The organism is Streptomyces sp. SID5643 (genome assembly GCF_009872555.1).
Classification (GTDB): domain Bacteria; phylum Actinomycetota; class Actinomycetes; order Streptomycetales; family Streptomycetaceae; genus Streptomyces; species Streptomyces iakyrus.
In genome coordinates, this window is the sequence record NZ_WWIC01000068.1 from 16,394 (window position 1) to 41,579 (window position 25,186).

Below are 25,186 nucleotides of genomic sequence, written 5' to 3' on the forward strand. Positions count from 1 at the left end.
CCGGGTGCTCAGGCCGCCGCCGGCAGGTCCGGACGCAGTGGCCACGCCGGGTCGACCACCTCGTCCACGCCGCTGCGCGCGAACCACGCCTGCAGGCCCCGCGCCTGCGCCGCGTGCCACACGGCCTGAAGGGTGTGCAGCTCACCCGGGGCGAGACGCTCCAGCCGGGACGCGAACCGCCGGCCCACCGCCCGCGTGACCTCCAGCGCCGCCACGGCGTCGGCCGCCGCGTCGTGCGCGCCGTCCAGGGCGACGCCGTAGTGCGCACACAGGTCGGTCAGGGTGCGGCGGCCCTTGCGGTAGCGGTCCAGGTGCTTGTCCAGGACCCGCGGGTCCAGCACGGACAGCGGCGCCGACTCGAACCAGCGGCCGAGCGCCGAGGCGCGGTGCCGGCGCAACTCCCGGTCCAGCATGGTCAGATCGAACGGCGCGTTCATCACCACGACCGGGCGCCCGGCGTGCGCCTGCTCGGCCAGCGCCTGCGCTATCTCGTACATCACCGGCGCCGGCCACCGGCCGTTGAGCCGCAGGTGCTCCTCCGTCAGCCCGTGCACCGCCGTCGCCTCGGCCGGCACCGGCACCCCCGGGTTCACCAGCCAACGGCTCACCCGCGGCCGGATGCCCGGCGCGTCCTGGACGACGACGGCGGCCGACACGATCCGGTCGGTCTCGACGTCCACGCCCGTCGTCTCCGTGTCGAAGGCGGCCAGCGGCCCCTCGAACCAGTTCGTCGTCATAGCCATACAACCCCTCGTTCACCTTCGGCAGTTGACGCACCGTCCGCTGCCCGATCCGGTGATACCCGGGCTGTTTGCGCCGTACGCCGGAAGGAGACAACAGGAGTACGGGTCGTTGCAGTTCAGCGGCCCGCAGCGGGGAATCACTTGTTCTGGAAGGCTGTTGGCCATGGCCATAGCGCAGCCCGAACGGGGCGGGCTGCTGCCCGAGCGCACGGCTCCCTCTCGCGGCACTCTCGCCACCACCGCCTGCATGGAGACACTGCAGGTCGGCTATCTGCACGCCGTCGCGGCGGCCGCCGGCTGCTCGCTGTCCCAGCCCTTCCCCGACAACGGCATCGACTGGCACGTCAGCCACAGCGCCCCCGGGCACACGGTCGACGACGAGGTCACCATCAAGGTGCAGCTCAAGGCCACGTACCAGGTCCCGCCCAACCCGCCGGGCCGCACCTTCTCCTTCACGCTCGACAACGACCACCTGGCGAAGCTCGCCCGCACACCCGTGTCGGTGCACAAGATCCTCGTGGTGATGCTGGTGCCGCGCGCCCGGGACGACTGGCTGCGCGCCGGCCACGACCGGCTCGATCTGAGGCACTGCTGCTACTGGATCAACCTCGCCGGACAGCCGGTCACCGGCCGCCGCCGCACCACCGTGCGGATACCGACCGCACGCATCTTCGACGACCGGGCCCTGTGCGAGATCATGACGCGGGTCGGGACGGGAGGGAAACCGTGACGCACCGCCCGACCGAGGAACCCCTGAGGCCCGTGCGGCCCCACCCCGTCGACCCGGCCGGCCCCTCACCCGAACCCGCCGAGGTCGACCCGGCCGTGCTGAGCGCCCTGCTGCGCCGGCACGGCTGGCAGCGGCGCGGCGGCGCCCCCGGACGCTACGGCCGCTGGACCCCGCCCGGCCCCGGCGGCAGCGGCACCAGCCTCCTGGTACCCGAGACCCGCGCCTTCCCCGACAGCGACGACCTGCTCGGCGAGGCCCTGCTCGCCCTGTCCCACAGCGGCTCGCCCTCCGCCCGCGAGGTCCTCGTCTCCCTCGCCGTGCCCAGCGACGAGATCCGCTGGTGGCACGACGTCCCCGCCGGACCCGCCGGCGCGGCCTCCTGGACCGTCGAGGACCGGCTGCGCGGCGCCGCCCGCCGGATGCTGCTCGCCGCCGCCCTCGCCACCCGCGCCCGGGCCGGCTACCACGGCGCCCGCCACCGGCGCTCCGCCGCCGCGGCCCTGCGGCACGTCCTGGTCGGCTCCGCCACCGACGGCCGCCTCACCGCCTTCGTGCCCGTCGCCGGCGGCCGCCCCCTGGCCGTACGCCTCCACCAGGCCCTGTTCGCCGCCCGGGAGGCCATCGACTACCAGCGGGCCACCGGCGGCATGGACGCCTTCGACGCCGCCGTCGAGGCGGGAGTGAGCCACGAGCTCACCGAGGCGCTCGTCGCCCTCGTCCGCGGCACGGAGGGCGCCCGGATCGCCGTCGAGTGGGCCCCGGCCGCCGGTGTGCCCGAGGGCTGCGCGCCCGCCGCCGAGCCCGTCGAGTTCTCACCCGGCGACCTGGCCGTGCTCCGCGAGGCGGGCGCCCGCTACCTGCGCGAGGAACCCGCCGTCCCGGTGCGGATCACGGGAGCGGTGGTACGGCTGCGCAGGTCCGGACCGCGCGGCGACGGCACCGTACGGCTGCGCGTGCTGGCCGGGGCCGACGTGCGATACGTCCGGATCACCCTCGACGAGGAGGCCTACCGGATCGCCGGGCACGCCCACCTCGTCGGACTCCCGGTGCGGGTGCACGGGCGGCTGGAGAGCCGGGGCGGATTCCGCCGCCTCGCCGGCGCCCACGGGGTCGTCCCCGTCCAGCTCGACGACGCCGAACGGGACCGGCTGATGAAGGCGCTCCAGGAGAACGCCGGGGTGGCGGCCTTCTTCGAGGAGGCCTGCGGAGGGGACTGCGGGGACTGATTTCGCGAAGGGCCGCCCCGGGTCGGTACGATCCTTACTCGTGCGCGCGCTCCGGTATGGCGCCCGCGGCCCCCTTCAGTCAGGAGAGACCGGTGTCAGACGTCCGTGTGATCATCCAGCGCGATTCCGAGCGGGAAGAACGCGTGGTGACGACGGGCACTACGGCCGCCGAGCTCTTCGCCGGCGAGCGCTCGGTCATCGCCGCGCGCGTGGCCGGCGAGCTCAGGGACCTGTCGTACGCCCTGTCCGAGGGCGACGAGGTCGAGGGCGTCGAGATCTCCTCCGAGGACGGCCTGAACATCCTGCGCCACTCCACCGCGCACGTCATGGCGCAGGCCGTGCAGGAGCTCTTCCCCGAGGCCAAGCTGGGCATCGGCCCGCCCGTCAAGGACGGCTTCTACTACGACTTCGACGTCGAGAAGCCGTTCACGCCCGAGGATCTCAAGGCCATCGAGAAGAAGATGCAGGAGATCCAGAAGCGCGGGCAGCGCTTCTCCCGCCGCGTGGTCACCGACGAGGCCGCCCGCGAGGAGCTGGCCGACGAGCCGTACAAGCTGGAGCTGATCGGCCTCAAGGGCTCCGCCTCCTCCGACGACGGCGCGGACGTCGAGGTCGGCGCCGGCGAGCTGACGATCTACGACAATCTGGACGCCAAGACCGGCGACCTGTGCTGGAAGGACCTCTGCCGGGGCCCCCACCTGCCCACCACCCGGAACATCCCGGCGTTCAAGCTGATGCGCAACGCGGCCGCCTACTGGCGCGGCAGCGAGAAGAACCCGATGCTCCAGCGCATCTACGGCACGGCCTGGCCCACCAAGGACGAGCTGAAGGCCCACCTGGAGTTCCTCGCCGAGGCCGAGAAGCGCGACCACCGCAAGCTCGGCAGCGAGCTCGACCTGTTCTCCGTCCCGGAGCAGATCGGCTCGGGCCTCGCCGTCTTCCACCCCAAGGGCGGTGTCATCCGCCGGGTCATGGAGGACTACTCGCGGCGCCGCCACGAGGAGGAGGGCTACGAGTTCGTCTACACCCCGCACGCCACCAAGGGGAAGCTCTTCGAGACCTCGGGCCACCTGGACTGGTACGCCGACGGCATGTACCCGCCCATGCAGCTCGACGAGGGCGTGGACTACTACCTCAAGCCCATGAACTGCCCGATGCACAACCTGATCTTCGACGCGCGCGGGCGTTCCTACCGTGAGCTGCCGCTGCGTCTCTTCGAGTTCGGGACGGTGTACCGGTACGAGAAGTCGGGCGTCGTGCACGGCCTGACCCGGGCCCGCGGCTTCACCCAGGACGACGCGCACATCTACTGCACGCGCGAGCAGATGTCGGAGGAGCTCGACAAGACGCTCACCTTCGTCCTCGGCCTGCTGCGCGACTACGGCCTGACCGACTTCTACCTGGAGCTGTCCACCAAGGACCCGGAGAAGTTCGTCGGCTCGGACGAGGCCTGGGAGGAGGCCACGGAGACGCTGCGCCAGGTCGCCGAGAAGCAGGGCCTGCCCCTGGTGCCCGACCCGGGCGGCGCCGCCTTCTACGGCCCGAAGATCTCCGTCCAGACCAAGGACGCCATCGGCCGCACCTGGCAGATGTCGACGATCCAGCTCGACTTCAACCTGCCGGAGCGCTTCGACCTGGAGTACACGGGTCCCGACGGCTCCAAGCAGCGCCCCGTCATGATCCACCGCGCGCTGTTCGGCTCGATCGAGCGCTTCTTCGCGGTGCTCCTGGAGCACTACGCGGGTGCCTTCCCGGCGTGGCTCGCCCCCGTCCAGGCCGTCGGCATCCCGATCGGCGACGCGCACGTCGAGTACCTGGAGAAGTTCGCCGCCGCGGCCAGGAAGAAGGGCCTGCGCGTCGAGGTCGACTCCTCCTCGGACCGTATGCAGAAGAAGATCCGCAACGCCCAGAAGCAGAAGGTGCCCTTCATGGTCATCGCGGGCGACGAGGACATGTCCCACGAGTCGGTGTCCTTCCGTTACCGCGACGGCTCGCAGGAGAACGGCATCCCCTTCGACGAGGCCATCGCGAAGATCCAGAAGATCGTCGAGGAGCGCGCGCAGGTCTGATCACACGGCGTTCGGGCCCCCGGGGAGAACCCGGGGGCCTTTGCCGTCCCCCCAGCTCGACGCCATATGCTGCACTGCATGACGAGTGAGCCGGAGCAGCAGCTGGGAGTGGGGACGCAGGACGCGTTCCAGCGTCTGTGGACGCCCCATCGGATGGCCTACATCCAGGGCGAGAACAAGCCCACCGGCCCGGGCGCCGGAGACGGCTGCCCCTTCTGCTCGATCCCGGCCAAGTCCGACGAGGACGGGCTCGTCGTCCGGCGCGGCGAGCAGGTCTACGCGGTGCTCAACCTCTACCCGTACAACGGCGGCCACCTGATGACCGTGCCCTACCGGCACGTCGCCGACTACACCGACCTCACGGCGGGCGAGACCGCCGAGCTCGGAGAACTCACCAAGCAGGCCATGACGGCCCTGCGCACCGCCTCCGGCGCGCACGGCTTCAACATCGGCATGAACCAGGGGACGGTCGCCGGGGCGGGCATCGCGGCGCACCTGCACCAGCACATCGTGCCGAGGTGGGGTGGCGACACGAACTTCATGCCGGTGGTGGGACACACGCGGGTGCTGCCGCAGCTGCTCGCGGACACGCGGAAGATGCTGGCGGAGTCCTGGCCGTCGTAGACCGCGGGCATGCGTGCCGCCCGGGGTGATGGGGCCCCTGCCGGAGCGAAGCCGAGAGATCGGGGGAGGGTGGGCGCGGCGCCACCTCGCAGCACCGAGGTGTGCACGCCCCGCCCCGGTTACAGCGCCGGGCACCTCACAGCCTAGGCGTCGTAGACGTCCGCCTTCTTCGGCGCCGCGTCCTGGACCGCCCCGCTGAGCGCCGCCGACCTGGAGCCGAACTTCTCCACGTCCACCCCGTTCTCCCGCAGTACCTTCAGCGCCGCCGCATGCACCACCCGCAGCACAGGCGTCGCCGCCCGCAGCGCGTCGTCGGCCATGAACCGGTGCCGCCACGGCTGGTCGGCCCACGCGTGCCGCAGACCGAACGGCTCCGGCAGCGTCAGACTGCCGCCGAGCCACTTCAGCAGCGGCGGGTACCAGGTCAGCGGGGCGCGCGCGGCCAGCCGCACCACTTCGTCGGCGTCGATCAGCGGGAGCTTCACGGTGCGGGTCTCCCAGAACCGGAAGGCCTTCTGCACCGCCTTCTCCTTGGCCGCCGGCTTCTCGTTGAACAGGGGGTTCACCGGCCCCAGGGCGTGCCCGGTGACCTCGATGCGCAGCGTGTCGTGCAGCACGGTCACCGTGATCAGCATCGTGATCACCAGATGCCCGTCCCACAGGGTCCACTGCACGCCCAGGTAGTGCCGGTCGCCGCTGCCGAACTGCTGCTTGTTGCAGATGTCCTGCACGGCGTGCGTCCGGACCGTGTACGCGTCGACGTCCGTGCCGCTCGGCCGGGACACCTCCGTCGCCTTCTCGCCGATCGGCGAGACGATCCAATGGGTGATGGACGGCTTGGGGAAGCCGCCGGTGTTGATCGAGGTGCGCTCCAGCATGCCGAGACCGCCCTGGATCGCCACGATGACGTCCCAGCTGCGGAACGGATGGAACTCCTTGCCCGGCTCGGCGGAGACCAGCTCCTCGGCCAGCTGCCAGCTGCCCCATCGCGTGCCCATGCCGAGTATCCCCTTGGGACCGGCGTAGAAGACCGAGTTGGACCGCTGCTCGGCGGCCAGGCGGGCCAGCTCCTTGCGGACCTGCTCGGCCGCGTCACCGGGGTTGCCGGGGACGGCCTCGGGGATCTTGGCGCCCACGCCACCCCCCGACAGCAGGCTCGACCAGCGCTCCCGCAGGTCGCGGGCGGTCCGCTCGCAGATCTGCTTGGCCCAGAACCAGCCGACGACCGGCATGATCACGGCCGCCCGTCCGTACAGGGCCCAGAATCCCGTGAACGGCATGCGGATCAGGAACAGCACGGCCAGCGCGCCCACGGCGACGAGCAGGGTCGTGGCGAGAGCGCCCGCGCGCTTGTCCTCGCGCTTGGCCATGGTGGTGCGCAGCGTGAACACCAGCAGCCACACGAGGAAGCCGGGCAGGAAGAGCACCCCGCAGATCACCGTGATCGCCGAGAGCCAGTTGTCGCGGTCGCGGCGGATGCGGTGGGCCGCCAGGCAGTGCTCCACGACGACCTGGGGCTCGATGCCGAAGGACTGGATCACCGGCTTGCGCCCGGCCCCCAGCATCCGGTCGATCACCGCGCGGGAGAAGGCCTCGCCGAACCGGGGGCGGAAGATCTTCGCCCAGGGGCGCGGCGGAGTCACCTTGGACTGGTGCCACTCGTTGTCGGCGGCCAGGATCTTGGTGACCTCGTCGTCCCGGTACGCCGCCGCGGCCAGCGCATAGGTCGCCGCCGTCTGGCCGCTCGCACCCGCCAGGGGCACCTGGGCCCCAGGGCTGAAGTCGAATCCGTCCGTCACTGCCGCCCCCATCGCTGCCGCATCCGCATCTGCGGCCTTCCCGACTTCCGCTCTCCGCACACCTGTTGATCAGGTCATCAGCGTATCCGTCCGGACCGTCAGGCGGGGGCGGCCGGCCTGTCAAGCCGCCCGCCCCCGCGGAAGGGAGCCGTCAGGAGGGCACTTGGTGGCGCCCGGCGCCAACTACGAGGCCTTGCGCTCCTCTTCACGCACCCGGTCCGCGACCTGCTGCGGCATCGGTTCGTGGCGTGCGTAGCGGCGGCTGAACCCCGCCGTGCCGTGCGCCATCGACCGCAGGTCGATCGCGTACCGGCCGATCTCGATCTCCGGCACCTCGGCCCGGATCAGGGTGCGCCCGCCCGGTGTCTGCTCGGTGCCCAGCACCCGGCCGCGCCGTCCCGACAGGTCACTCATCACGGCGCCCACGAAGTCGTCGCCGACCAGCACCGACACTTCGGCGACCGGCTCCAGCAGATGGATCTTCGCGTCGGCCGCGGCCTCCCGCAGCGCGAGCGCGCCGGCCGTCTGGAACGCGGCGTCGGAGGAGTCCACCGAGTGCGCCTTGCCGTCCAGGAGGGTCACCCGTACGTCGATGAGCGGATACCCGGCCGCAACGCCCTTGGCCGCCTGGGCCCGGACGCCCTTCTCCACCGACGGGATGAACTGCCGGGGCACCGCGCCGCCCACGACCTTGTCGACGAACTCGATGCCGGACCCGCCGGGCAGCGGCTCGACCTCGATCTCGCAGATGGCGAACTGCCCGTGCCCGCCGGACTGTTTGACGTGCCTGCCCCGGCCGGCCGCCTTGCTCGCGAACGTCTCGCGCAGGGAGACCCGGTGGGGGACGACGTCGACCTGGACGCCGTACCGGCTGCGCAGCCGCTCCAGGGCGACGTCGGCGTGCGCCTCGCCCAGGCACCACAGGACCACCTGGTGGGTGTCCTGGTTCTGCTCCAGCCGCATCGTCGGGTCCTCGGCCACCAGCCGGGCCAGGCCCTGGGACAGTTTGTCCTCGTCGGGTTTGCTGTGCGCCTGGATGGCCAGCGGGAGCAGCGGGTCGGGCATCTGCCACGGCTCCATGAGCAGCGGGTCGTCCTTGGCGGACAGGGTGTCGCCGGTCTCGGCACGGTTCAGCTTCGCCACGCAGGCCAGGTCGCCCGCGATGACGTGCGACACCGGGCGCTGCTGCTTGCCGAACGGCGTGGACAGGGCGCCGATCCGCTCGTCGACGTCATGGTCCTCGTGCCCGCGGTCGGCCAGCCCGTGCCCGGAGACGTGGACCGTCTGGTCGGCGCGCAGGGTGCCGGAGAACAGCCGGATCAGCGACAGCCGGCCCACGTACGGGTCCGAGGAGGTCTTCACGACTTCCGCGACCAGCGGAGCGTCCGGATCACACGGCTTGAGCTCGCGCGGCGTGCCGTCGATGGTCGTCACGCGCACCGTCTCGTGCTCCAGCGGCGTCGGGAAGCCCCGCGTGATCAGCTCCAGCAGTTCCAGGGTGCCGAGCCCCTGCCGGGCGCCCTCACCCGCGGGGGCGGCGGCCAGGACGGGGAAGAAGACCCCGCGCGCGACGGCCCGCTCCAGGTCCTCGATGAGCGTCTTGACGTCGACGGGCTCCCCGCCGAGGTAGCGGTCCATGAGGGTCTCGTCCTCGCTCTCCGCGATGATCCCCTCGATGAGCCGGTTGCGGGCCTCCTCGATCAGCGGCAGCTGGTCCTCGCCCGGCTCGGACTCCTTGCGCTCGCCGGTCGAGTAGTCGAACAGCTTCTGGGACAGCAGCCCGATCAGCCCGGTCACGGGTGCGTGCCCGTCGGCCGCCTGGGGGCCGTGCAGGGGCAGGTAGAGCGGCAGGACCGCGTCGGGGTCGTCCGCGCCGAAGGCCTCGGCGCAGCTGCGGGTCATCTCCTCGAAGTCGGAGCGTGCCGACTCCAGGTGCGTGACGACGATGGCCCGGGGCATGCCCACGGCCGCGCACTCCTCCCACACCATGCGGGTCGAGCCGTCCACGCCGTCCGAGGCCGAGACGACGAAGAGGGCCGCGTCCGCCGCGCGCAGACCGGCCCTGAGTTCACCGACGAAGTCGGCGTATCCGGGGGTGTCGAGAAGGTTGACCTTGATGCCGTCCCACTCGACGGGCACCAGGGAGAGCTGTACCGAGCGCTGCTGCCGGTGCTCGATGTCGTCGTAGTCGGAGACGGTGCCGCCGTCCTCGACGCGGCCCGCCCGGTTCACCGCCCCCGCCGTCAGCGCGAGGGCTTCGACCAGCGTGGTCTTGCCCGATCCGGAGTGGCCGACCAGCACCACATTCCGTACGGACTGAGGGTGGTCGGCCGCTTGTGCCCTGCCGGCGGCCCCAGGGTGGGTCTGTGCCTTGTCGCCCATGGTCCTGCCTCCCGTGCACGGTGAGGTCACTGTGGGCGCGGACACGCGGAGTCCGCGTGCGTGGCGGCTCCGGCGTCGCCCGCGGTCATTCGACCTTCCCACTCCCGTCACGGTGCGTCCATACGAACGACGTGATCGCGCCGCCCACCAGCAGCTCGCGGGTTCCCCCGAAAGGGGTGCGGGTGCCCGCACCTCGCCCACGCGCGCGCGTGACTACGATGGGCCAGCCGGTGGCCAGCAGGGGCCAGACGGCGACACCGACCCTCGGGAAGGCCATGCTGAACAAGTACGCGCGTGCATTCTTCACGCGTGTCCTCACACCGTTCGCCGCGTTTCTGATCCGGCGGGGCGTCAGCCCCGACACCGTCACGCTCATCGGTACCGCCGGTGTGGTGGCGGGCGCGCTGGTCTTCTACCCCATGGGCGAGTTCTTCTGGGGCACGGTCGTGATCACGCTCTTCGTGTTCTCGGATCTCGTCGACGGCAACATGGCCCGTCAGCTCGGCCGCTCCAGCCGCTGGGGTGCCTTCCTGGACTCCACGCTCGACCGGGTCGCCGACGGCGCGATCTTCGGCGGCTTCATCCTGTGGTACGCCGGTGGTGGCGACGATCTCGTCCTGTGCGCCGTCTCGATCTTCTGCCTGGCCAGCGGCCAGGTGGTGTCGTACACCAAGGCCCGGGGCGAGTCGATCGGTCTGCCGGTCGCGGTCAACGGGCTCGTCGAGCGGGCCGAGCGGCTGGTGATCTCCCTGGTCGCGGCCGGTTTCGCGGGCCTGCACAAGTTCGGCGTGCCCGGCATCCAGTACCTGCTGCCCGTGGCCCTGTGGATCGTCGCCGTCGGCAGCCTCGTGACGCTCATCCAGCGGGTCGTCACGGTCCGCCGGGAGTCCGCGGAGGCCGAGGCGGCCGCGCGGGGCGAGCAGAATGACGACGAGGACGAGCAGCAGAACGCCTCCCACGGGAGCGAGGCGGCCACGTGAGCGCACAGGACCGGCTGACGGACGCGCTGTACGGCCTCGGCTGGAGCACGGTCAAGAAGCTCCCCGAGCCGGCCGCCGTGCGCCTCGGCCGGACCATCGCCGACCTGGCCTGGAAGCAGCGCGGCAAGGGGGTGCAGCGCCTGGAGAGCAACTACGCGCGCGTGGTGCCGGACGCGGGCCCCGAGCGCCTGGCCGAGCTGTCCCGCGCGGGCATGCGCTCCTACCTGCGCTACTGGATGGAGTCCTTCCGCCTCCCGGCCTGGAACAGGGAACGGATCCAGGCCGGTTTCGACCCCAAGGACCTGCACCACCTCACCGAGGGCATGGCCGCCGGCAAGGGCGTCGTACTCGCCCTGCCGCACCTCGCCAACTGGGACCTCGCCGGCGCCTGGGTCACCACGAAGCTCGGCATCCCCTTCACCACGGTCGCCGAGCGCCTGAAGCCCGAGACGCTCTACGACCGGTTCGTCGCCTACCGCGAGGGCCTGGGCATGGAGGTCCTGCCGCACAGCGGCGGCACCGCCTTCGGCACCCTGGCCCGGCGGCTGCGCGACGGCGGCCTGGTCTGCCTGGTCGCCGATCGCGACCTGTCCGCCTCCGGGGTCGAGGTGGACTTCTTCGGTGATACGGCCCGCATGCCGGCCGGACCGGCCCTGCTCGCCCAGCAGACGGGAGCCCTGCTGCTGCCGGTGACCCTCTGGTACGACGACTCGCCCGTGATGCGCGGCCGCGTCCACCCGCCGGTCGAGGTGCCCGAGTCGGGTACGCGCGCCGAGAGGACGTCCGTCATGACACAGGCGCTGGCCGACGCCTTCGCCACCGGGATCGCCGACCATCCGGAGGACTGGCACATGCTGCAACGCCTGTGGCTCGCGGACCTCGACCCCGAGAAGGGGCACTCGTGAGAATCGGCATCGTCTGCCCGTACTCCTGGGACGTACCGGGCGGCGTCCAGTTCCACATCCGGGACCTCGCCGAGTACTTCATCCGCCTCGGTCACGAGGTGTCCGTGCTCGCCCCCGCCGACGACGACACCCCGCTGCCGCCGTACGTCGTCTCGGCCGGGCGCGCGGTGCCGGTGCCGTACAACGGCTCGGTGGCCCGGCTGAACTTCGGCTTCCTGAGCGCCGCCCGGGTGCGCCGCTGGCTGCACGACGGCTCGTTCGACGTCATCCACATCCACGAGCCGACCTCGCCCTCCCTGGGCCTGCTGACCTGCTGGGCGGCGCAGGGGCCGATCGTGGCCACGTTCCACACCTCCAACCCGCGCTCCCGCGCGATGATCGCCGCGTACTCGATCCTCCAGGCCGCCCTGGAGAAGATCAGCGCCCGGATCGCGGTGAGCGAGTACGCCCGCCGCACGCTGGTGGAGCACCTCGGCGGCGACGCGGTCGTGATCCCCAACGGCGTCGACGTCGACTTCTTCGCCGGCGCCGAGCCCAAGGCGGAGTGGCAGGGCGACACGATCGGCTTCATCGGGCGCATCGACGAGCCCCGCAAGGGACTGCCGGTCCTGATGAAGGCCCTGCCGCAGATCCTCGCCGCGCGCCCGCAGACCCGGCTGCTGGTCGCCGGGCGCGGTGACGAGGAGGAGGCCGTGGAATCCCTGCCGGCCGACCTGCGCTCCCGCGTCGAGTTCCTCGGCATGGTCAGCGACGAGGACAAGGCCCGCTTCCTGCGCAGCGTCGACCTGTACGTCGCGCCCAACACCGGCGGCGAGAGCTTCGGCATCATCCTCGTCGAGGCCATGTCCGCCGGAGCCCCCGTCCTCGCCTCCGACCTGGACGCCTTCGCCCAGGTCCTGGACCGGGGGGCGGCCGGCGAGCTGTTCCCCAACGAGGACGCCGACGCCCTGGCCGGGGCGGCGGTACGGCTCCTGGCCGACCCGGAGCGGCGGGCGGAGCTGCGCGAGCGGGGGAGCGCCCACGTGCGGCGCTTCGACTGGTCGACCGTCGGTGCGGACATCCTGTCCGTCTACGAGACGGTGACGGCCGGAGCGGCGGCGGTCGCCGAGGACGAGCGGACGACCGGGTGGTGGGGGCGGCTGGGGTTCGCCCGGGATTGAGGGCCGGGTCGACGGCCACCTGCTCGGGCCAGCCGGTTCGGGGGGCCAGGACCGGGTGGGTCGCCTGGACCGGCCGGTTGTGAGGGTGGGGTGGACGGGCCGGTCGTTTCGGCCGGTGGGCCGGGCGGTGGGCCATTCGAACCGGCCGGGACCAAAGCCGGCCGCCACGGCCCCCGCAGCCGGAGGCCACCAGCGGGGCGGGATGAACGGCGTCGCCCTGCGGGCCGCTAGCCTTGCCGCCCGTGACCACCACTCTCATCTGGATCGCCGTCGCCCTGGCCGCGATCGGGCTCTACCTGAGCTGGACCGCCGGCCGGCTCGACCGTCTCCACGCCCGGATCGACGCCGCCCGGGCCGCCCTGGACGCGCAGCTGCTGCGCCGGGCCTCGGTGGCGCAGGAACTGGCGACCTCAGGCGTCCTGGACCCGGCCGCCTCGATCGTGCTGTACGAGGCCGCGCACGCCGCCCGGCAGGCCGAGCAGGAGCAGCGGGAGATCGCGGAGAGTGAACTGAGCCAGGCGCTGAGGGCCGTCTTCGGGGAGGCCCCACAGGTCGAGGCGGTGCGCGAGGCGCCCGGGGGAGAGGAGGCGGCCCGGGAGCTCACCGAGGCGGTCCGCAGGGTGCCGATGGCCCGCCGGTTCCACAACGACGCCGTACGGGCGGCCCGGGCCCTGCGCCGGCACCGCAAGGTGCGCTGGTTCCGCCTGGCGGGTCACGCGCCCTTCCCGATGGCCTTCGAAATGGACGACGAGCCCCCGGCGGCCCTGGTGGACCGGGCCGCCTGACCCCGTTCACCTGTCGTTTTCCGGCCGTCCGTCGCAAAAGGATCCACGGCGTTCCCATTGGCCCTTGCTGTGGCCTGGTTCTCTCACGTTTCCTCAGTGCTGCAGAAAACCCTCTTTCCCATCAGTGAGGTCACCCGTGTCCATCTCCGAAAACCAGGCTCCCGAGACCGGCACCGCCCGAGTGAAGCGCGGCATGGCCGAGCAGCTCAAGGGCGGCGTCATCATGGACGTCGTCACGCCGGAGCAGGCCAAGATCGCCGAGGACGCGGGCGCCGTCGCCGTCATGGCCCTGGAGCGGGTCCCCGCCGACATCCGCAAGGACGGCGGCGTCGCCCGCATGTCCGACCCGGACATGATCGAGGGCATCATCGACGCCGTCTCGATCCCGGTCATGGCCAAGTCCCGCATCGGCCACTTCGTCGAGGCCCAGGTCCTGCAGTCCCTCGGCGTCGACTACATCGACGAGTCCGAGGTCCTCACCCCGGCCGACGAGGTCAACCACAGCGACAAGTTCGCCTTCACCACCCCCTTCGTCTGCGGCGCCACCAACCTGGGCGAGGCCCTGCGCCGCATCGCCGAGGGCGCCGCGATGATCCGCTCCAAGGGCGAGGCCGGCACCGGCAACGTCGTCGAGGCCGTCCGCCACCTGCGCCAGATCAAGAACGAGATCGCCCGCCTGCGCGGCTACGACAACAACGAGCTGTACGCCGCCGCCAAGGAGCTGCGCGCCCCGTACGAGCTGGTCAAGGAAGTCTCCGAGCTCGGCAAGCTCCCCGTGGTGCTGTTCTCCGCCGGCGGCGTCGCCACCCCGGCCGACGCGGCCCTGATGCGCCAGCTCGGCGCCGAGGGCGTCTTCGTCGGCTCCGGCATCTTCAAGTCCGGCGACCCGGCCAAGCGCGCCGCCGCCATCGTGAAGGCCACCACCTTCTACGACGACCCGAAGATCATCGCGGATGCCTCCCGCAACCTGGGCGAGGCCATGGTCGGCATCAACTGCGACACCCTTCCCGAGGCCGAGCGCTACGCCAACCGCGGCTGGTAAGGCACAGGAATCCATGAGCGACACCCCCGTGATAGGCGTCCTGGCCCTCCAGGGCGACGTACGGGAGCACCTCGTCGCCCTGGCCGCGGCCGATGCCGTGGCCAGGCCGGTGCGGCGCCCCGAAGAACTCGCCGAGGTCGACGGTCTCGTCATCCCCGGCGGCGAGTCCACCACCATCTCCAAGCTGGCCGTCCTGTTCGGCCTGATGGAGCCCCTGCGCGCGCGTGTGCGGGACGGCATGCCCGTCTACGGCACCTGCGCCGGCATGATCATGCTCGCCGACAAGATCCTCGACCCGCGCTCGGGCCAGGAGACCGTCGGCGGCATCGACATGATCGTGCGCCGCAACGCCTTCGGACGGCAGAACGAGTCCTTCGAGGCCGCCGTCGGCGTCCAGGGCATCGAGGGCGACCCGGTGGAGGGCGTCTTCATCCGCGCCCCATGGGTCGAGTCCGTCGGCGCCGCGGCCGAGGTGCTCGCCGAGCACGACGGCCACATCGTCGCGGTCCGTCAGGGCACCGCGCTGGCCACGTCGTTCCATCCGGAACTGACCGGCGACCACCGCGTCCACGCCCTGTTCGTCGACATGGTGCGGGCGGACCGGGCAGCCGAGTCCTTGTAGGATTCCTGCGTTCGTTGCTGAGATGGGTTACGCGAAGGAGACAGGCAGATGTCCGGCCACTCTAAATGGGCTACGACGAAGCACAAGAAGGCCGTGATCGACGCCAAGCGCGGCAAGCTCTTCGCGAAGCTGATCAAGAACATCGAGGTCGCGGCCCGCATGGGCGGCGTCGACATCGAGGGCAACCCGACGCTCTACGACGCCATCCAGAAGGCCAAGAAGCAGTCGGTTCCCAACAAGAACATCGACTCCGCGGTCAAGCGCGGTGGCGGTCTCGAGGCCGGCGGCGCCGACTACGAGACGATCATGTACGAGGGCTACGGCCCGAACGGCGTGGCCGTGCTCATCGAGTGCCTCACCGACAACCGCAACCGCGCCGCCTCCGAGGTCCGCGTCGCCATGACCCGCAACGGCGGCTCCATGGCCGACCCGGGCTCGGTGTCGTACCTGTTCAACCGCAAGGGCGTCGTGATCGTCCCCAAGGGCGAGCTGACCGAGGACGACGTGCTGGCCGCCGTGCTCGACGCGGGCGCCGAGGAGGTCAACGACCTCGGCGAGAGCTTCGAGGTGCTCAGCGAGGCCACCGACCTGGTCGCGGTCCGCACCGCCCTCCAGGACGCCGGCATCGACTACGACTCCGCCGACGCCAACTTCGTCCCGACCATGCAGGTCGAGCTGGACGAGGAGGGCGCCAAGAAGATCTTCAAGCTGATCGACGCGCTGGAGGACAGCGACGACGTGCAGAACGTCTTCGCCAACTTCGACGTCAGCGACGAGGTCATGGAGAAGGTCGACGCCTGACACGCGCACGAGAGCGACGGGCCGACGGGACACACCCCGTCGGCCCGTCGCGTTGTCGGTGGCACCCGATAGCCTGCACAAACAGGTGAGCGAAAGGGAGGGCGCGTGCGCGTACTGGGGGTGGACCCGGGACTGACCCGGTGTGGTGTCGGCGTCGTCGAGGGCGTCGCCGGACGGCCGCTCACGATGATCGGCGTCGGCGTCGTCCGCACGCCGGCGGACGCCGACCTCGGTCAACGCCTCGTCGCCGTCGAACAGGGCATCGAGCAGTGGCTCGACGAGCACCGGCCCGAATGCGTCGCCGTCGAGCGCGTCTTCAGCCAGCACAACGTCCGTACGGTCATGGGCACCGCGCAGGCCAGCGCCGTCGCCATGCTCTGCGCCGCCCGCCGCGGCATCCCCGTCGCGCTGCACACCCCCAGTGAGGTCAAGGCCGCCGTCACCGGCAGCGGCCGCGCCGACAAGGCACAGGTGGGCGCCATGGTCACCCGCCTGCTCCGGCTCAGCGCCCCGCCCAAGCCCGCCGACGCGGCCGACGCCCTCGCCCTCGCCATCTGCCACATCTGGCGCGCCCCCGCGCAGAACCGACTCCAGCAGGCCGTCGCCCTGCACACCGCCCCAGCACGGAAAGGCCGGACGGCATGATCGCCTTCGTCAGCGGCACAGTGGCCGCACTCGCTCCGGACGCCGCGGTCGTCGAGGTCGGCGGCGTCGGCATGGCCGTCCAGTGCACGCCGAACACGCTGTCCACGCTCCGCATGGGCCAGCCGGCCAAGCTGCACACCTCCCTGGTCGTCCGCGAGGACTCCCTCACCCTCTACGGCTTCGCGGACGACGACGAGCGGCAGGTCTTCGAGCTGCTCCAGACCGCGAGCGGCGTGGGGCCGAGACTCGCCCAGGCCATGCTCGCCGTGCACAGCCCCGACGCGCTGCGCCGGGCGGTGTCCACCGCCGACGAGAAGGCGCTCACCGCCGTTCCCGGCATCGGCAAGAAGGGCGCCCAGAAACTGCTCCTGGAGCTGAAGGACCGGCTCGGCGCGCCGGTCGGCGCACCCGCCGTCGGCGCACCGGTCAGCAGCGGCTGGCGTGACCAGCTGCACGCGGCCCTGATCGGCCTCGGGTACGCGACCCGCGAGGCCGACGAGGCCGTGACGGCCGTGGCCCCCCAGGCCGAGGCCGCCGGGGGCACGCCCCAGGTGGGCCAGCTGCTGAAGGCGGCCCTCCAGACCCTGAACCGCGCCCGCTGACCCCCACCCTGAGGCACATCACATGAACTGGGACGACACCACCGACGCCGACGCCGCAGAGCGGCTGGTGGACTCCGTCGCCGACCGTGAGGACCAGGCCGTCGAGGCCGCCCTGCGCCCCAAGGACCTGGACGAGTTCATCGGCCAGGAGAAGGTCCGCGAGCAGCTCGACCTCGTACTGCGCGCCGCACGCGCGCGCGGCGCGACGGCCGACCACGTGCTGCTCTCCGGCGCCCCCGGTCTCGGCAAGACCACCCTGTCGATGATCATCGCGGCCGAGATGGGCGCCCCCATCCGCATCACCTCGGGCCCCGCCATCCAGCACGCGGGCGACCTCGCCGCGATCCTCTCCTCCCTCCAGGAAGGCGAGGTCCTCTTCCTCGACGAGATCCACCGCATGTCCCGGCCCGCCGAGGAGATGCTGTACATGGCGATGGAGGACTTCCGCGTCGACGTCATCGTCGGCAAGGGCCCCGGCGCCACGGCCATTCCCCTGGAGCTGCCCCCCTTCACCCTGGTCGGAGCCACCACCCGCGCCGGCCTGCTGCCGCCCCCGCTGCGCGACCGCTTCGGCTTCACCGCGCACATGGAGTTCTACGAACCGGCCGAACTGGAGCGGGTCATCCACCGCTCGGCGAACCTCCTCGAAGTCGAGATCGAGCCGGCGGGCGCCGCCGAGATCGCCGGACGCTCCCGCGGCACGCCCCGTATCGCCAACCGTCTGCTGCGCCGCGTCCGCGACTACGCGCAGGTCAAGGCCGACGGCCTGATCACCAGGGACATCGCCGCGGCGGCCCTCGCCGTGTACGAGGTGGACGCGCGCGGCCTCGACCGCCTCGACCGGGGTGTGCTGGAAGCCCTGCTCAAGCTGTTCGGCGGCGGCCCGGTCGGCCTCTCCACGCTCGCTGTCGCGGTCGGGGAGGAACGTGAGACCGTGGAGGAGGTCGCCGAACCCTTCCTCGTCCGGGAGGGGCTGCTGGCCCGCACCCCCCGCGGCCGGGTCGCCACCCCCGCCGCATGGGCGCATCTCGGCCTGACCCCGCCACGGTCCCAGACCGCCGGAAACGGACAACAGGACCTGTTCGGGGCGTGACGCCGCCGTCACGGCTCCGGGGCGGCGAGGTCAGTGGCCGGAGCAGGAACCCCGGTGCCATGCTGAGCGTTGTTCCATGCGCGCGGACTCGCTTAGACTCCGCCGATGCCGCCTTTGTCGGCGGCGTACACACCCCCAACCATCTGGCCGCTCACAGCGCGGTCGTGTGAAGGAAGTACCGACCCGTGAGTCTCCTGACCCTCCTCCCGTTCATCGTGCTCATCGGGGCCATGTTCCTGATGACCCGGTCGGCCAAGAAGAAGCAGCAGCAGGCCGTGGAGATGCGGAACCAAATGCAGCCCGGCAGCGGTATCCGCACCATCGGGGGCATGTACGCCACGGTCAAGGAGGTCAACGAGGACACCGTCCTCGTCGACGCCGGTCCCGGCGTCGAGCTCCTCTTCGCCAAGAACGCCATCGGTGCCGTCCTCACCGACGACGAGTACAACCGCATCGTCCACGGCGTCGAGCACGACCTGAAGTCCGACGCCGACATCGTCCCGGACGACGCCTCCTCCCTCACCGAGACCGACGACTCCGCCGCCCCCGCTGACGACAAGGCCGTCGACCTCGGCAAGAAGGACGCGGCCGAGGAGCCGGCCGACGAGGCGGCCGAGGCCAAGCCGGACGCAGAGCCGAAGAAGACCGACGGCGACTCCGAGGCGAAGTAGTCGTGTCCCGGGGTGCGCGGGCCCTGCCCGCGCGCCCCGGGACACGCCCAGCTCGCACGGAGTCCCGACACCATGTCATGGCCGCCCGTCCGCCGATCCGGAGCGAGGTGGCCCGAGAGGGAGTACGAGAAGGTGGCCACACCTAAAAAGGGCAGGAACGCGAGCGCCCAGAGCAAGCCGGGGCGCTCGCTGGCCCTGATCCTGATCGCCATCGCGGCGCTCACCGGTGGGATGTTCGCCTCGGGGCACACGAAGCCCCGTCTCGGCATCGACCTTGCCGGCGGTACGAGCATCACGCTCCGCGCGGTCCCCGAGGCCGGCAACGAGGCGGCGATCAACAAGACCAACATGGACACCGCCGTCTCCATCATGGAGCGCCGTGTCAATGGTCTGGGCGTCTCCGAGTCCGAGGTCCAGACGCAGGGCCGGGACAACATCGTCGTCAACATCCCCAAGGGCACGAACTCCGAGCAGGCCCGCAAGCAGGTCGGCACCACCGCCAAGCTCTACTTCCGTCCGGTCATCGCCACCGAGATCGCCGGCGGCAAGGGCACGGCCAGCCCCTCCCCGAGCCCCACCGGCAAGCCCTCGGACCAGCCGTCAGGCAAGCCCGAGGTCACCGACAAGAACTCCGCCTCGCCGTCCGCCACGCCCACCACCCAGGGCCGCGCGGTCACCGACGCGCTGAAGGCCGACGCCACGCCGTCGGCGAGCGCCTCGGACAAGCCCGGGTCGAGCCCCTCCCCGTCGGGGAGCGGCGGCACCGCCCAGGGCGACGCGAACGCGCTCCAGGCGAAGTACGCCAAGCTCGACTGCACCGACGAGAAGACCCGCTCCACCGTGGGTGACGACACCAAGGCCTCCGACCCGACCCTCGCGTGCGGCAAGAACTCGCAGGGCCAGTGGCAGAAGTACATCCTCGGCCCCGCCGAGGTCGACGGCACGGACGTCGACAAGGCCCAGGCCGTCCTCAACACCCAGACCGGTGCCGGCTGGACCGTCACGATGGACTTCACGGACGGCGGAGCCAAGAAGTTCGCGGACATCACCGGCAAGCTGGCGCAGAACCAGTCCCCGCAGAACCAGTTCGCGATCGTCCTGGACGGCGAGGTCGTCTCCGACCCGTACGTCAAGCAGGCCCTGACCGGCGGCAACGCCGAGATCTCCGGCAACTTCAACCAGCAGTCCGCCCAGGACCTGTCGAACATGCTGAGCTACGGCGCGCTCCCGCTCACCTTCAAGGTGGACAGCATGACGACCGTGACCGCCGCGCTGGGCGGTGACCAGTTGCAGGCCGGTCTGATCGCCGGCGCGATCGGTCTGGCGCTGGTCGTCATCTACCTGCTGGCGTACTACCGCGGCCTGTCGTTCATCGCGATCCTCTCGCTGCTGGTCTCCGCCGCCCTCACCTACACGCTCATGGCCCTGCTCGGCCCGGCCATCGGCTTCGCGCTGAACCTGCCGGCCGTGTGCGGTGCCATCGTCGCCATCGGCATCACCGCGGACTCGTTCATCGTGTACTTCGAACGCGTCCGTGACGAGATCCGTGAGGGCCGCTCGCTGCGCCCCGCCGTCGAGCGGGCCTGGCCGCGCGCCCGTCGCACCATCCTGGTCTCCGACTTCGTGTCGTTCCTGGCCGCCGCGGTGCTCTTCCTCGTCACCGTCGGCAAGGTCCAGGGCTTCGCGTTCACGCTCGGCCTGACCACCCTGCTCGACGTGGTCGTGGTGTTCCTCTTCACCAAGCCGCTGCTGACGCTCATGGCCCGCCGCCCGTTCTTCGCGAACGGCCACAAGTGGTCAGGCCTCGACCCGAAGAGCCTGGGTGCCCAGCCGCCGCTGCGCCGCACCCGCCGTCCCTCCGCCCCCGTCGAGACGAAGGAGGCGTGAGATGTCGAAACTCGGCAACCTCGGCGCCCGGCTGCACCGCGGCGAGATCGGCTACGACTTCGTCAAGAACCGCAAGATCTGGTACGGCCTCTCCATCCTGATCACCATCGTGGCCATCGCCGGTCTGGCGGTCCGCGGCCTGAACATGGGCATCGAGTTCCAGGGCGGCGCGGTCTTCAACACCCCCAAGAACACCAGCGTCTCGGTGTCCCAGGCGGAGCGGTACGCGGAAGAGGCCTCCGGCCACGACGCGATCGTCCAGAAGCTCGGCGACGGCAGCATGCGCATCCAGGTCGCCGGCATCGACACCGGTGCCGCGAACGAGATCAAGAGCACGCTCGCCGACGACCTCAAGATCGACTCGGAGCAGATCAACGCCGAGCTGGTCGGCCCCAGCTGGGGCGAGCAGATCGCGAACAAGGCCTGGCAGGGTCTCGGGATCTTCATGGTCCTCGTGGTGATCTACCTGGCGATCGCCTTCGAGTGGCGCATGGCCGTCGCGGCGTTCATCGCGCTGATCCACGACATCACCATCACGGTCGGCATCTACGCCCTCGTCGGCTTCGAGGTCACACCGGGCACGGTGATCGGTCTGCTGACCATCCTCGGCTACTCGCTCTACGACACGGTCGTGGTGTTCGACAGCCTCAAGGAACAGACGAAGGACCTCACCAAGCAGACACGCTGGACCTACAGCGACGTCGCCAACCGCTCGATCAACAGCACGCTGGTCCGCTCCATCAACACCACGGTCGTCGCGCTGCTGCCGGTCGCGGGCCTGCTGTTCATCGGTGGCGGTGTCCTCGGCGCCGGCATGCTGAACGACATCTCGCTGTCGCTGTTCGTCGGTCTCGCCGCCGGTGCGTACTCCTCGATCTTCATCGCCACGCCGCTCGTCGCCGACCTCAAGGAGCGCGAGCCGGCGATGAAGGCCCTGAAGAAGCGCGTCCTGGCCAAGCGGGCCCAGTCCGCCTCCCAGGGAGGCGCCGAGGCCCACGACGAGGAGACGTACGCGGACGAGCCCGAGGACGCCGCACCCGCGGTGGTCGGGCCGCGCAACCAGCCCGCCTCGCGCACACGTGGCCGCGGCCGTCCCTCGGGGAAGCGCCGATGACCGACATCAGGGAACTGCTGCTCGGCCGCATCCGTGACGTGGCCGACTACCCGGAGCCGGGCGTGATGTTCAAGGACATCACCCCGCTCCTGGCGGACCCGGCGGCGTTCACCGCGCTGACCGACGCCCTCGCCGAGATCGCCCAGCGCACCGGCGCCACGAAGGTCGTCGGCCTGGAGGCCCGCGGCTTCATCCTCGGCGCCCCGGTCGCCGTCCGCGCCGGTCTCGGCTTCATCCCCGTGCGCAAGGCGGGCAAGCTCCCCGGAGCCACCCTCGCGCAGGCGTACGACCTGGAGTACGGCTCGGCGGAGATCGAGGTGCACGCCGAGGACCTCACCGACGGGGACCGGGTGCTCGTCGTCGACGACGTCCTCGCCACCGGCGGCACCGCCGAGGCCTCGGTCCAGCTCATCCGCCGGGCCGGCGCAGAGGTCGCCGGCCTCGCCGTCCTCATGGAACTCGGCTTCCTGAGCGGCCGCGCCCGCCTGGAACCGGCCCTGGAAGGCGCTCCGCTGGAGGCCCTGCTCACGGTCTAGCAACCGCGCAGCGGGCCGGTGGACACCGGCACGACACCGCACAGGCGGGCACCGGACGACCCGGTGCCCGCCTCATGCGTTCCCCGGGTAGACGGTCCTCACATTGGCCTGAAGGCGATCCCGGGGCTCGGGATCGCTACCATGGGGGTCCGGAGCCTGACCGGGGGAACCGGATCGCGCACGAGGAGCCCTCTTGCCAGACGAGGCCCAGCACCTGACCGCCGCCAAGCCCGAGTCCGCCTCGGCAGCCGCGGCGAAGCCCGCGCCGAACGCGCCCCACGCGAAGAACGACACCCGCGGGCCGGTCGAGCACGCCCAGGCGGCGCCGGTCGACAAACCCGCGGAGCAGTCGCGGCCCAAGCCCACCCCGCCGCCCGCGGTACGTCAGCCCGCCGGACAGCCGGCCCGGTCCGGCTCCTCCAACCGCGTCCGCGCCCGACTGGCCCGGCTCGGGGTGCAGCGCGCGAACCCGTACAACCCGGTGCTGGAACCGCTGCTGCGGATAGTGCGCAGCAACGACCCGAAGATCGAGACAGCCACGCTGCGCCAGATCGAGCGCGCCTACCAGGTCGCCGAGCGCTGGCACCGCGGGCAGAAGCGCAAGAGCGGCGACCCGTACATCACGCACCCCCTCGCCGTCACCACCATCCTCGCCGAGCTCGGCATGGATCCGGCCACGCTGATGGCCGGGCTGCTGCACGACACCGTCGAGGACACCGAGTACGGCCTGGACGACCTGCGCCGCGACTTCGGCGACGTCGTCACCCTGCTCGTCGACGGCGTCACCAAGCTGGACAAGGTCAAGTTCGGTGAGGCCGCGCAGGCCGAGACGGTGCGCAAGATGGTCGTCGCCATGGCCAAGGACCCCCGCGTCCTGGTCATCAAGCTCGCCGACCGCCTGCACAACATGCGCACCATGCGCTACCTCAAGCGCGAGAAGCAGGAGAAGAAGGCGCGCGAGACCCTGGAGATCTACGCGCCGCTCGCCCACCGCCTGGGCATGAACACCATCAAGTGGGAGCTGGAGGACCTCGCCTTCGCGATCCTCTACCCCAAGATGTACGACGAGATCGTCCGGCTGGTGGCCGAGCGGGCACCCAAGCGCGACGAGTACCTGGCCATCGTCACCGACGAGGTCCAGCAGGACCTGCGCGCGGCCCGCATCAAGGCGACCGTCACCGGCCGCCCGAAGCACTACTACAGCGTCTACCAGAAGATGATCGTCCGCGGCCGGGACTTCGCGGAGATCTACGACCTGGTGGGCATCCGCGTCCTCGTGGACACCGTCCGCGACTGCTACGCGGCCCTCGGCACGGTGCACGCGCGATGGAACCCGGTCCCCGGCCGGTTCAAGGACTACATCGCGATGCCCAAGTTCAACATGTACCAGTCGCTGCACACGACGGTCATCGGCCCCGGCGGCAAGCCCGTCGAGTTGCAGATCCGCACCTTCGACATGCACCGCCGCGCCGAGTACGGCATCGCCGCGCACTGGAAGTACAAGCAGGAGGCCGTCGCCGGCGCCTCCAAGGTGCGCAGCGATGCCCCCAAGTCGTCCGGCAAGGGCAAGGACGACCATCTCAACGACATGGCGTGGCTGCGCCAGCTGCTGGACTGGCAGAAGGAGACGGAGGACCCGGGCGAGTTCCTGGAGTCCCTGCGCTTCGACCTGTCCCGCAACGAGGTCTTCGTCTTCACCCCCAAGGGCGACGTCATAGCTCTCCCGGCCGGTGCCACCCCGGTGGACTTCGCCTACGCGGTGCACACCGAGGTCGGGCACCGCACCATAGGCGCCCGCGTCAACGGCCGCCTGGTCCCGCTGGAGTCCACCCTGGACAACGGAGACCTGGTGGAGGTCTTCACCTCCAAGGCGGCCGGCGCCGGCCCCTCCCGCGACTGGCTCGGCTTCGTCAAGTCACCGCGCGCCCGCAACAAGATCCGGGCCTGGTTCTCCAAGGAACGCCGCGACGAGGCCATCGAGCAGGGCAAGGACGCCATCGTCCGAGCGATGCGCAAGCAGAACCTGCCGATCCAGCGCATCCTGACCGGCGACTCCCTGGTGACCCTCGCGCACGAGATGCGCTACGCCGACATCTCCGCGCTGTACGCGGCGATCGGCGAGGGCCATGTCTCCGCGCAGAACATCGTGCAGAAGCTGGTCCAGGCCCTCGGCGGCGAGGAGGCCGCCACCGAGGAGATCGACGAGTCGGTCCCGCCGGCTCCCGGCCGCAGCCGCAAGCGCCGTACCAGCGCCGATCCGGGCGTCGTCGTCAAGGGCGTCGAGGACGTGTGGGTCAAGCTGGCCCGCTGCTGCACGCCCGTGCCGGGCGACCCCATCATCGGCTTCGTCACCCGCGGCAGTGGCGTATCGGTTCACCGCAGCGACTGCGTGAACGTGGACTCGCTGTCCCGTGAGCCGGAGCGGATCCTCGACGTCGAGTGGGCGCCCACCCAGTCCTCGGTCTTCCTGGTCGCCATCCAGGTCGAGGCCCTGGACCGCTCCCGGCTCCTCTCGGACGTCACCCGCGTGCTGTCGGACCAGCACGTCAACATCCTCTCCGCGGCCGTCCAGACCTCCCGCGACCGGGTCGCCACCTCCCGCTTCACCTTCGAGATGGGCGACCCGAAGCACCTCGGGCACGTGCTCAAGGCGGTCCGGGGCGTGGAGGGCGTCTACGACGTGTACCGGGTGACGTCGGCGCGCAGCAGGTCGTAGCGCCCCCAGCGGTCACACGAAGGGGGGCTTTCCGTACGGCGCGTACGGAAAGCC

General features: G+C 71.1%; 22 protein-coding genes. 19 read left to right on the forward strand and 3 right to left on the reverse strand.

Annotated elements, in window-relative coordinates:
* Positions 1–8: 8 nt before the first annotated feature.
* Entirely contained in the window at positions 9–737 is a 729-nt protein-coding gene (locus GTY56_RS08290; protein WP_161364065.1) for a 3'-5' exonuclease, read from the reverse strand.
* 169 nt (positions 738–906) lie between these two features.
* Here GTY56_RS08290 and GTY56_RS08295 point away from each other — a divergent pair, with 169 nt between their 5' ends.
* The 4 genes from GTY56_RS08295 to GTY56_RS08310 all read left to right on the forward strand — a co-directional run bounded on the left by GTY56_RS08295 (position 907) and on the right by GTY56_RS08310 (position 5,392).
* Positions 907–1,473: a DUF4365 domain-containing protein gene (locus tag GTY56_RS08295; protein ID WP_161364009.1), complete on the forward strand. Its 567-nt coding sequence runs from the start codon at positions 907–909 to the stop codon at positions 1,471–1,473.
* A complete protein-coding gene (locus GTY56_RS08300) occupies positions 1,470–2,699 on the forward strand; it encodes a hypothetical protein (protein ID WP_161364011.1) in 1,230 nt (409 codons plus the stop codon). The genes GTY56_RS08295 and GTY56_RS08300 overlap by 4 nt, the downstream gene beginning before the upstream one ends.
* A 92-nt stretch (positions 2,700–2,791) precedes the next feature.
* Positions 2,792–4,768 carry a threonine--tRNA ligase gene (gene thrS, locus GTY56_RS08305; RefSeq protein ID WP_161364013.1) on the forward strand — a complete coding sequence of 659 codons (1,977 nt, stop codon included), beginning with the start codon at positions 2,792–2,794 and terminating at the stop codon, positions 4,766–4,768.
* 66 nt (positions 4,769–4,834) lie between these two features.
* On the forward strand, positions 4,835–5,392 hold the full coding sequence (locus GTY56_RS08310) for an HIT family protein (protein ID WP_161364015.1): 558 nt from the start codon (positions 4,835–4,837) through the stop codon (positions 5,390–5,392).
* Between the two features lie 143 nt (positions 5,393–5,535).
* On the opposite strand, the gene GTY56_RS08315 is transcribed toward GTY56_RS08310, so the two are convergent.
* Both GTY56_RS08315 and GTY56_RS08320 read right to left on the reverse strand, forming a co-directional pair.
* Positions 5,536–7,203: an AbeC-like domain-containing protein gene (locus GTY56_RS08315; protein ID WP_161364016.1), complete on the reverse strand. Its 1,668-nt coding sequence runs from the start codon at positions 7,201–7,203 to the stop codon at positions 5,536–5,538.
* A gap of 171 nt (positions 7,204–7,374) precedes the next feature.
* On the reverse strand, positions 7,375–9,573 hold the full coding sequence (locus GTY56_RS08320) for an elongation factor G-like protein EF-G2 (RefSeq protein WP_161364018.1): 2,199 nt from the start codon (positions 9,571–9,573) through the stop codon (positions 7,375–7,377).
* Positions 9,574–9,791: 218 nt separating this feature from the next.
* Between GTY56_RS08320 and pgsA the strand changes: the two genes are divergently transcribed.
* From pgsA to relA, 15 genes are all read left to right on the forward strand, one after another.
* Entirely contained in the window at positions 9,792–10,553 is a 762-nt protein-coding gene (gene pgsA, locus GTY56_RS08325) for a phosphatidylinositol phosphate synthase (RefSeq protein ID WP_202509896.1), read from the forward strand.
* Positions 10,550–11,458: a phosphatidylinositol mannoside acyltransferase gene (locus tag GTY56_RS08330; RefSeq protein WP_161364020.1), complete on the forward strand. Its 909-nt coding sequence runs from the start codon at positions 10,550–10,552 to the stop codon at positions 11,456–11,458. Before pgsA ends, GTY56_RS08330 begins: the two co-directional genes overlap by 4 nt.
* Positions 11,455–12,618 (forward strand): glycosyltransferase, encoded by a 1,164-nt coding sequence (locus GTY56_RS08335; RefSeq protein WP_161364022.1) that lies wholly within the window; start codon positions 11,455–11,457, stop codon positions 12,616–12,618. Before GTY56_RS08330 ends, GTY56_RS08335 begins: the two co-directional genes overlap by 4 nt.
* 242 nt (positions 12,619–12,860) lie before the next feature.
* Positions 12,861–13,403: a LemA family protein gene (locus GTY56_RS08340; protein WP_161364024.1), complete on the forward strand. Its 543-nt coding sequence runs from the start codon at positions 12,861–12,863 to the stop codon at positions 13,401–13,403.
* 136 nt (positions 13,404–13,539) lie between these two features.
* Positions 13,540–14,445: a pyridoxal 5'-phosphate synthase lyase subunit PdxS gene (gene pdxS / locus GTY56_RS08345; protein ID WP_030843057.1), complete on the forward strand. Its 906-nt coding sequence runs from the start codon at positions 13,540–13,542 to the stop codon at positions 14,443–14,445.
* A 13-nt stretch (positions 14,446–14,458) separates the two neighbouring features.
* Positions 14,459–15,067: a pyridoxal 5'-phosphate synthase glutaminase subunit PdxT gene (gene pdxT / locus GTY56_RS08350; protein WP_161364026.1), complete on the forward strand. Its 609-nt coding sequence runs from the start codon at positions 14,459–14,461 to the stop codon at positions 15,065–15,067.
* A 48-nt stretch (positions 15,068–15,115) separates the two neighbouring features.
* Positions 15,116–15,868: a YebC/PmpR family DNA-binding transcriptional regulator gene (locus GTY56_RS08355; protein WP_033309637.1), complete on the forward strand. Its 753-nt coding sequence runs from the start codon at positions 15,116–15,118 to the stop codon at positions 15,866–15,868.
* A gap of 105 nt (positions 15,869–15,973) precedes the next feature.
* Positions 15,974–16,513, forward strand: a complete 540-nt coding sequence (gene ruvC, locus GTY56_RS08360; protein ID WP_161364028.1) for a crossover junction endodeoxyribonuclease RuvC — start codon at positions 15,974–15,976, stop codon at positions 16,511–16,513.
* Positions 16,510–17,115 carry a Holliday junction branch migration protein RuvA gene (ruvA, locus tag GTY56_RS08365; RefSeq protein ID WP_033309639.1) on the forward strand — a complete coding sequence of 202 codons (606 nt, stop codon included), beginning with the start codon at positions 16,510–16,512 and terminating at the stop codon, positions 17,113–17,115. Before ruvC ends, ruvA begins: the two co-directional genes overlap by 4 nt.
* Before the next feature lie 22 nt (positions 17,116–17,137).
* Entirely contained in the window at positions 17,138–18,208 is a 1,071-nt protein-coding gene (ruvB, locus tag GTY56_RS08370) for a Holliday junction branch migration DNA helicase RuvB (protein WP_161364030.1), read from the forward strand.
* A gap of 185 nt (positions 18,209–18,393) precedes the next feature.
* Positions 18,394–18,879, forward strand: a complete 486-nt coding sequence (gene yajC, locus GTY56_RS08375; protein WP_161364033.1) for a preprotein translocase subunit YajC — start codon at positions 18,394–18,396, stop codon at positions 18,877–18,879.
* A gap of 132 nt (positions 18,880–19,011) precedes the next feature.
* Positions 19,012–20,766: a protein translocase subunit SecD gene (secD, locus tag GTY56_RS08380; protein ID WP_161364035.1), complete on the forward strand. Its 1,755-nt coding sequence runs from the start codon at positions 19,012–19,014 to the stop codon at positions 20,764–20,766.
* Between the two features lies 1 nt (position 20,767).
* Complete coding sequence (gene secF / locus GTY56_RS08385; protein ID WP_161364037.1) at positions 20,768–21,880, forward strand: protein translocase subunit SecF; 1,113 nt, start codon at positions 20,768–20,770, stop codon at positions 21,878–21,880.
* Positions 21,877–22,416: an adenine phosphoribosyltransferase gene (locus tag GTY56_RS08390; protein WP_161364039.1), complete on the forward strand. Its 540-nt coding sequence runs from the start codon at positions 21,877–21,879 to the stop codon at positions 22,414–22,416. The genes secF and GTY56_RS08390 overlap by 4 nt, the downstream gene beginning before the upstream one ends.
* A 193-nt stretch (positions 22,417–22,609) precedes the next feature.
* A complete protein-coding gene (relA, locus tag GTY56_RS08400) occupies positions 22,610–25,132 on the forward strand; it encodes a GTP pyrophosphokinase (protein ID WP_161364041.1) in 2,523 nt (840 codons plus the stop codon).
* Positions 25,133–25,186 lie beyond the last annotated feature (54 nt).

Bases quoted from the DNA above. Each gene is read 5' to 3' on its own strand.
- GTY56_RS08290 (WP_161364065.1), bottom strand. From the start codon at position 737: ATGACGACGAACTGGTTCGAGGGGCCGCTGGCCGCCTTCGACACGGAG.
- GTY56_RS08295 (WP_161364009.1), top strand. From the start codon at position 907: ATGGCCATAGCGCAGCCCGAACGGGGCGGGCTGCTGCCCGAGCGCACG.
- GTY56_RS08310 (WP_161364015.1), top strand. From the start codon at position 4,835: ATGCTGCACTGCATGACGAGTGAGCCGGAGCAGCAGCTGGGAGTGGGG.
- GTY56_RS08315 (WP_161364016.1), bottom strand. From the start codon at position 7,203: ATGGGGGCGGCAGTGACGGACGGATTCGACTTCAGCCCTGGGGCCCAG.
- GTY56_RS08320 (WP_161364018.1), bottom strand. From the start codon at position 9,573: ATGGGCGACAAGGCACAGACCCACCCTGGGGCCGCCGGCAGGGCACAA.
- pgsA (WP_202509896.1), top strand. From the start codon at position 9,792: ATGGGCCAGCCGGTGGCCAGCAGGGGCCAGACGGCGACACCGACCCTC.
- pdxT (WP_161364026.1), top strand. From the start codon at position 14,459: ATGAGCGACACCCCCGTGATAGGCGTCCTGGCCCTCCAGGGCGACGTA.
- GTY56_RS08355 (WP_033309637.1), top strand. From the start codon at position 15,116: ATGTCCGGCCACTCTAAATGGGCTACGACGAAGCACAAGAAGGCCGTG.
- ruvA (WP_033309639.1), top strand. From the start codon at position 16,510: ATGATCGCCTTCGTCAGCGGCACAGTGGCCGCACTCGCTCCGGACGCC.
- ruvB (WP_161364030.1), top strand. From the start codon at position 17,138: ATGAACTGGGACGACACCACCGACGCCGACGCCGCAGAGCGGCTGGTG.
- secF (WP_161364037.1), top strand. From the start codon at position 20,768: ATGTCGAAACTCGGCAACCTCGGCGCCCGGCTGCACCGCGGCGAGATC.
- GTY56_RS08390 (WP_161364039.1), top strand. From the start codon at position 21,877: ATGACCGACATCAGGGAACTGCTGCTCGGCCGCATCCGTGACGTGGCC.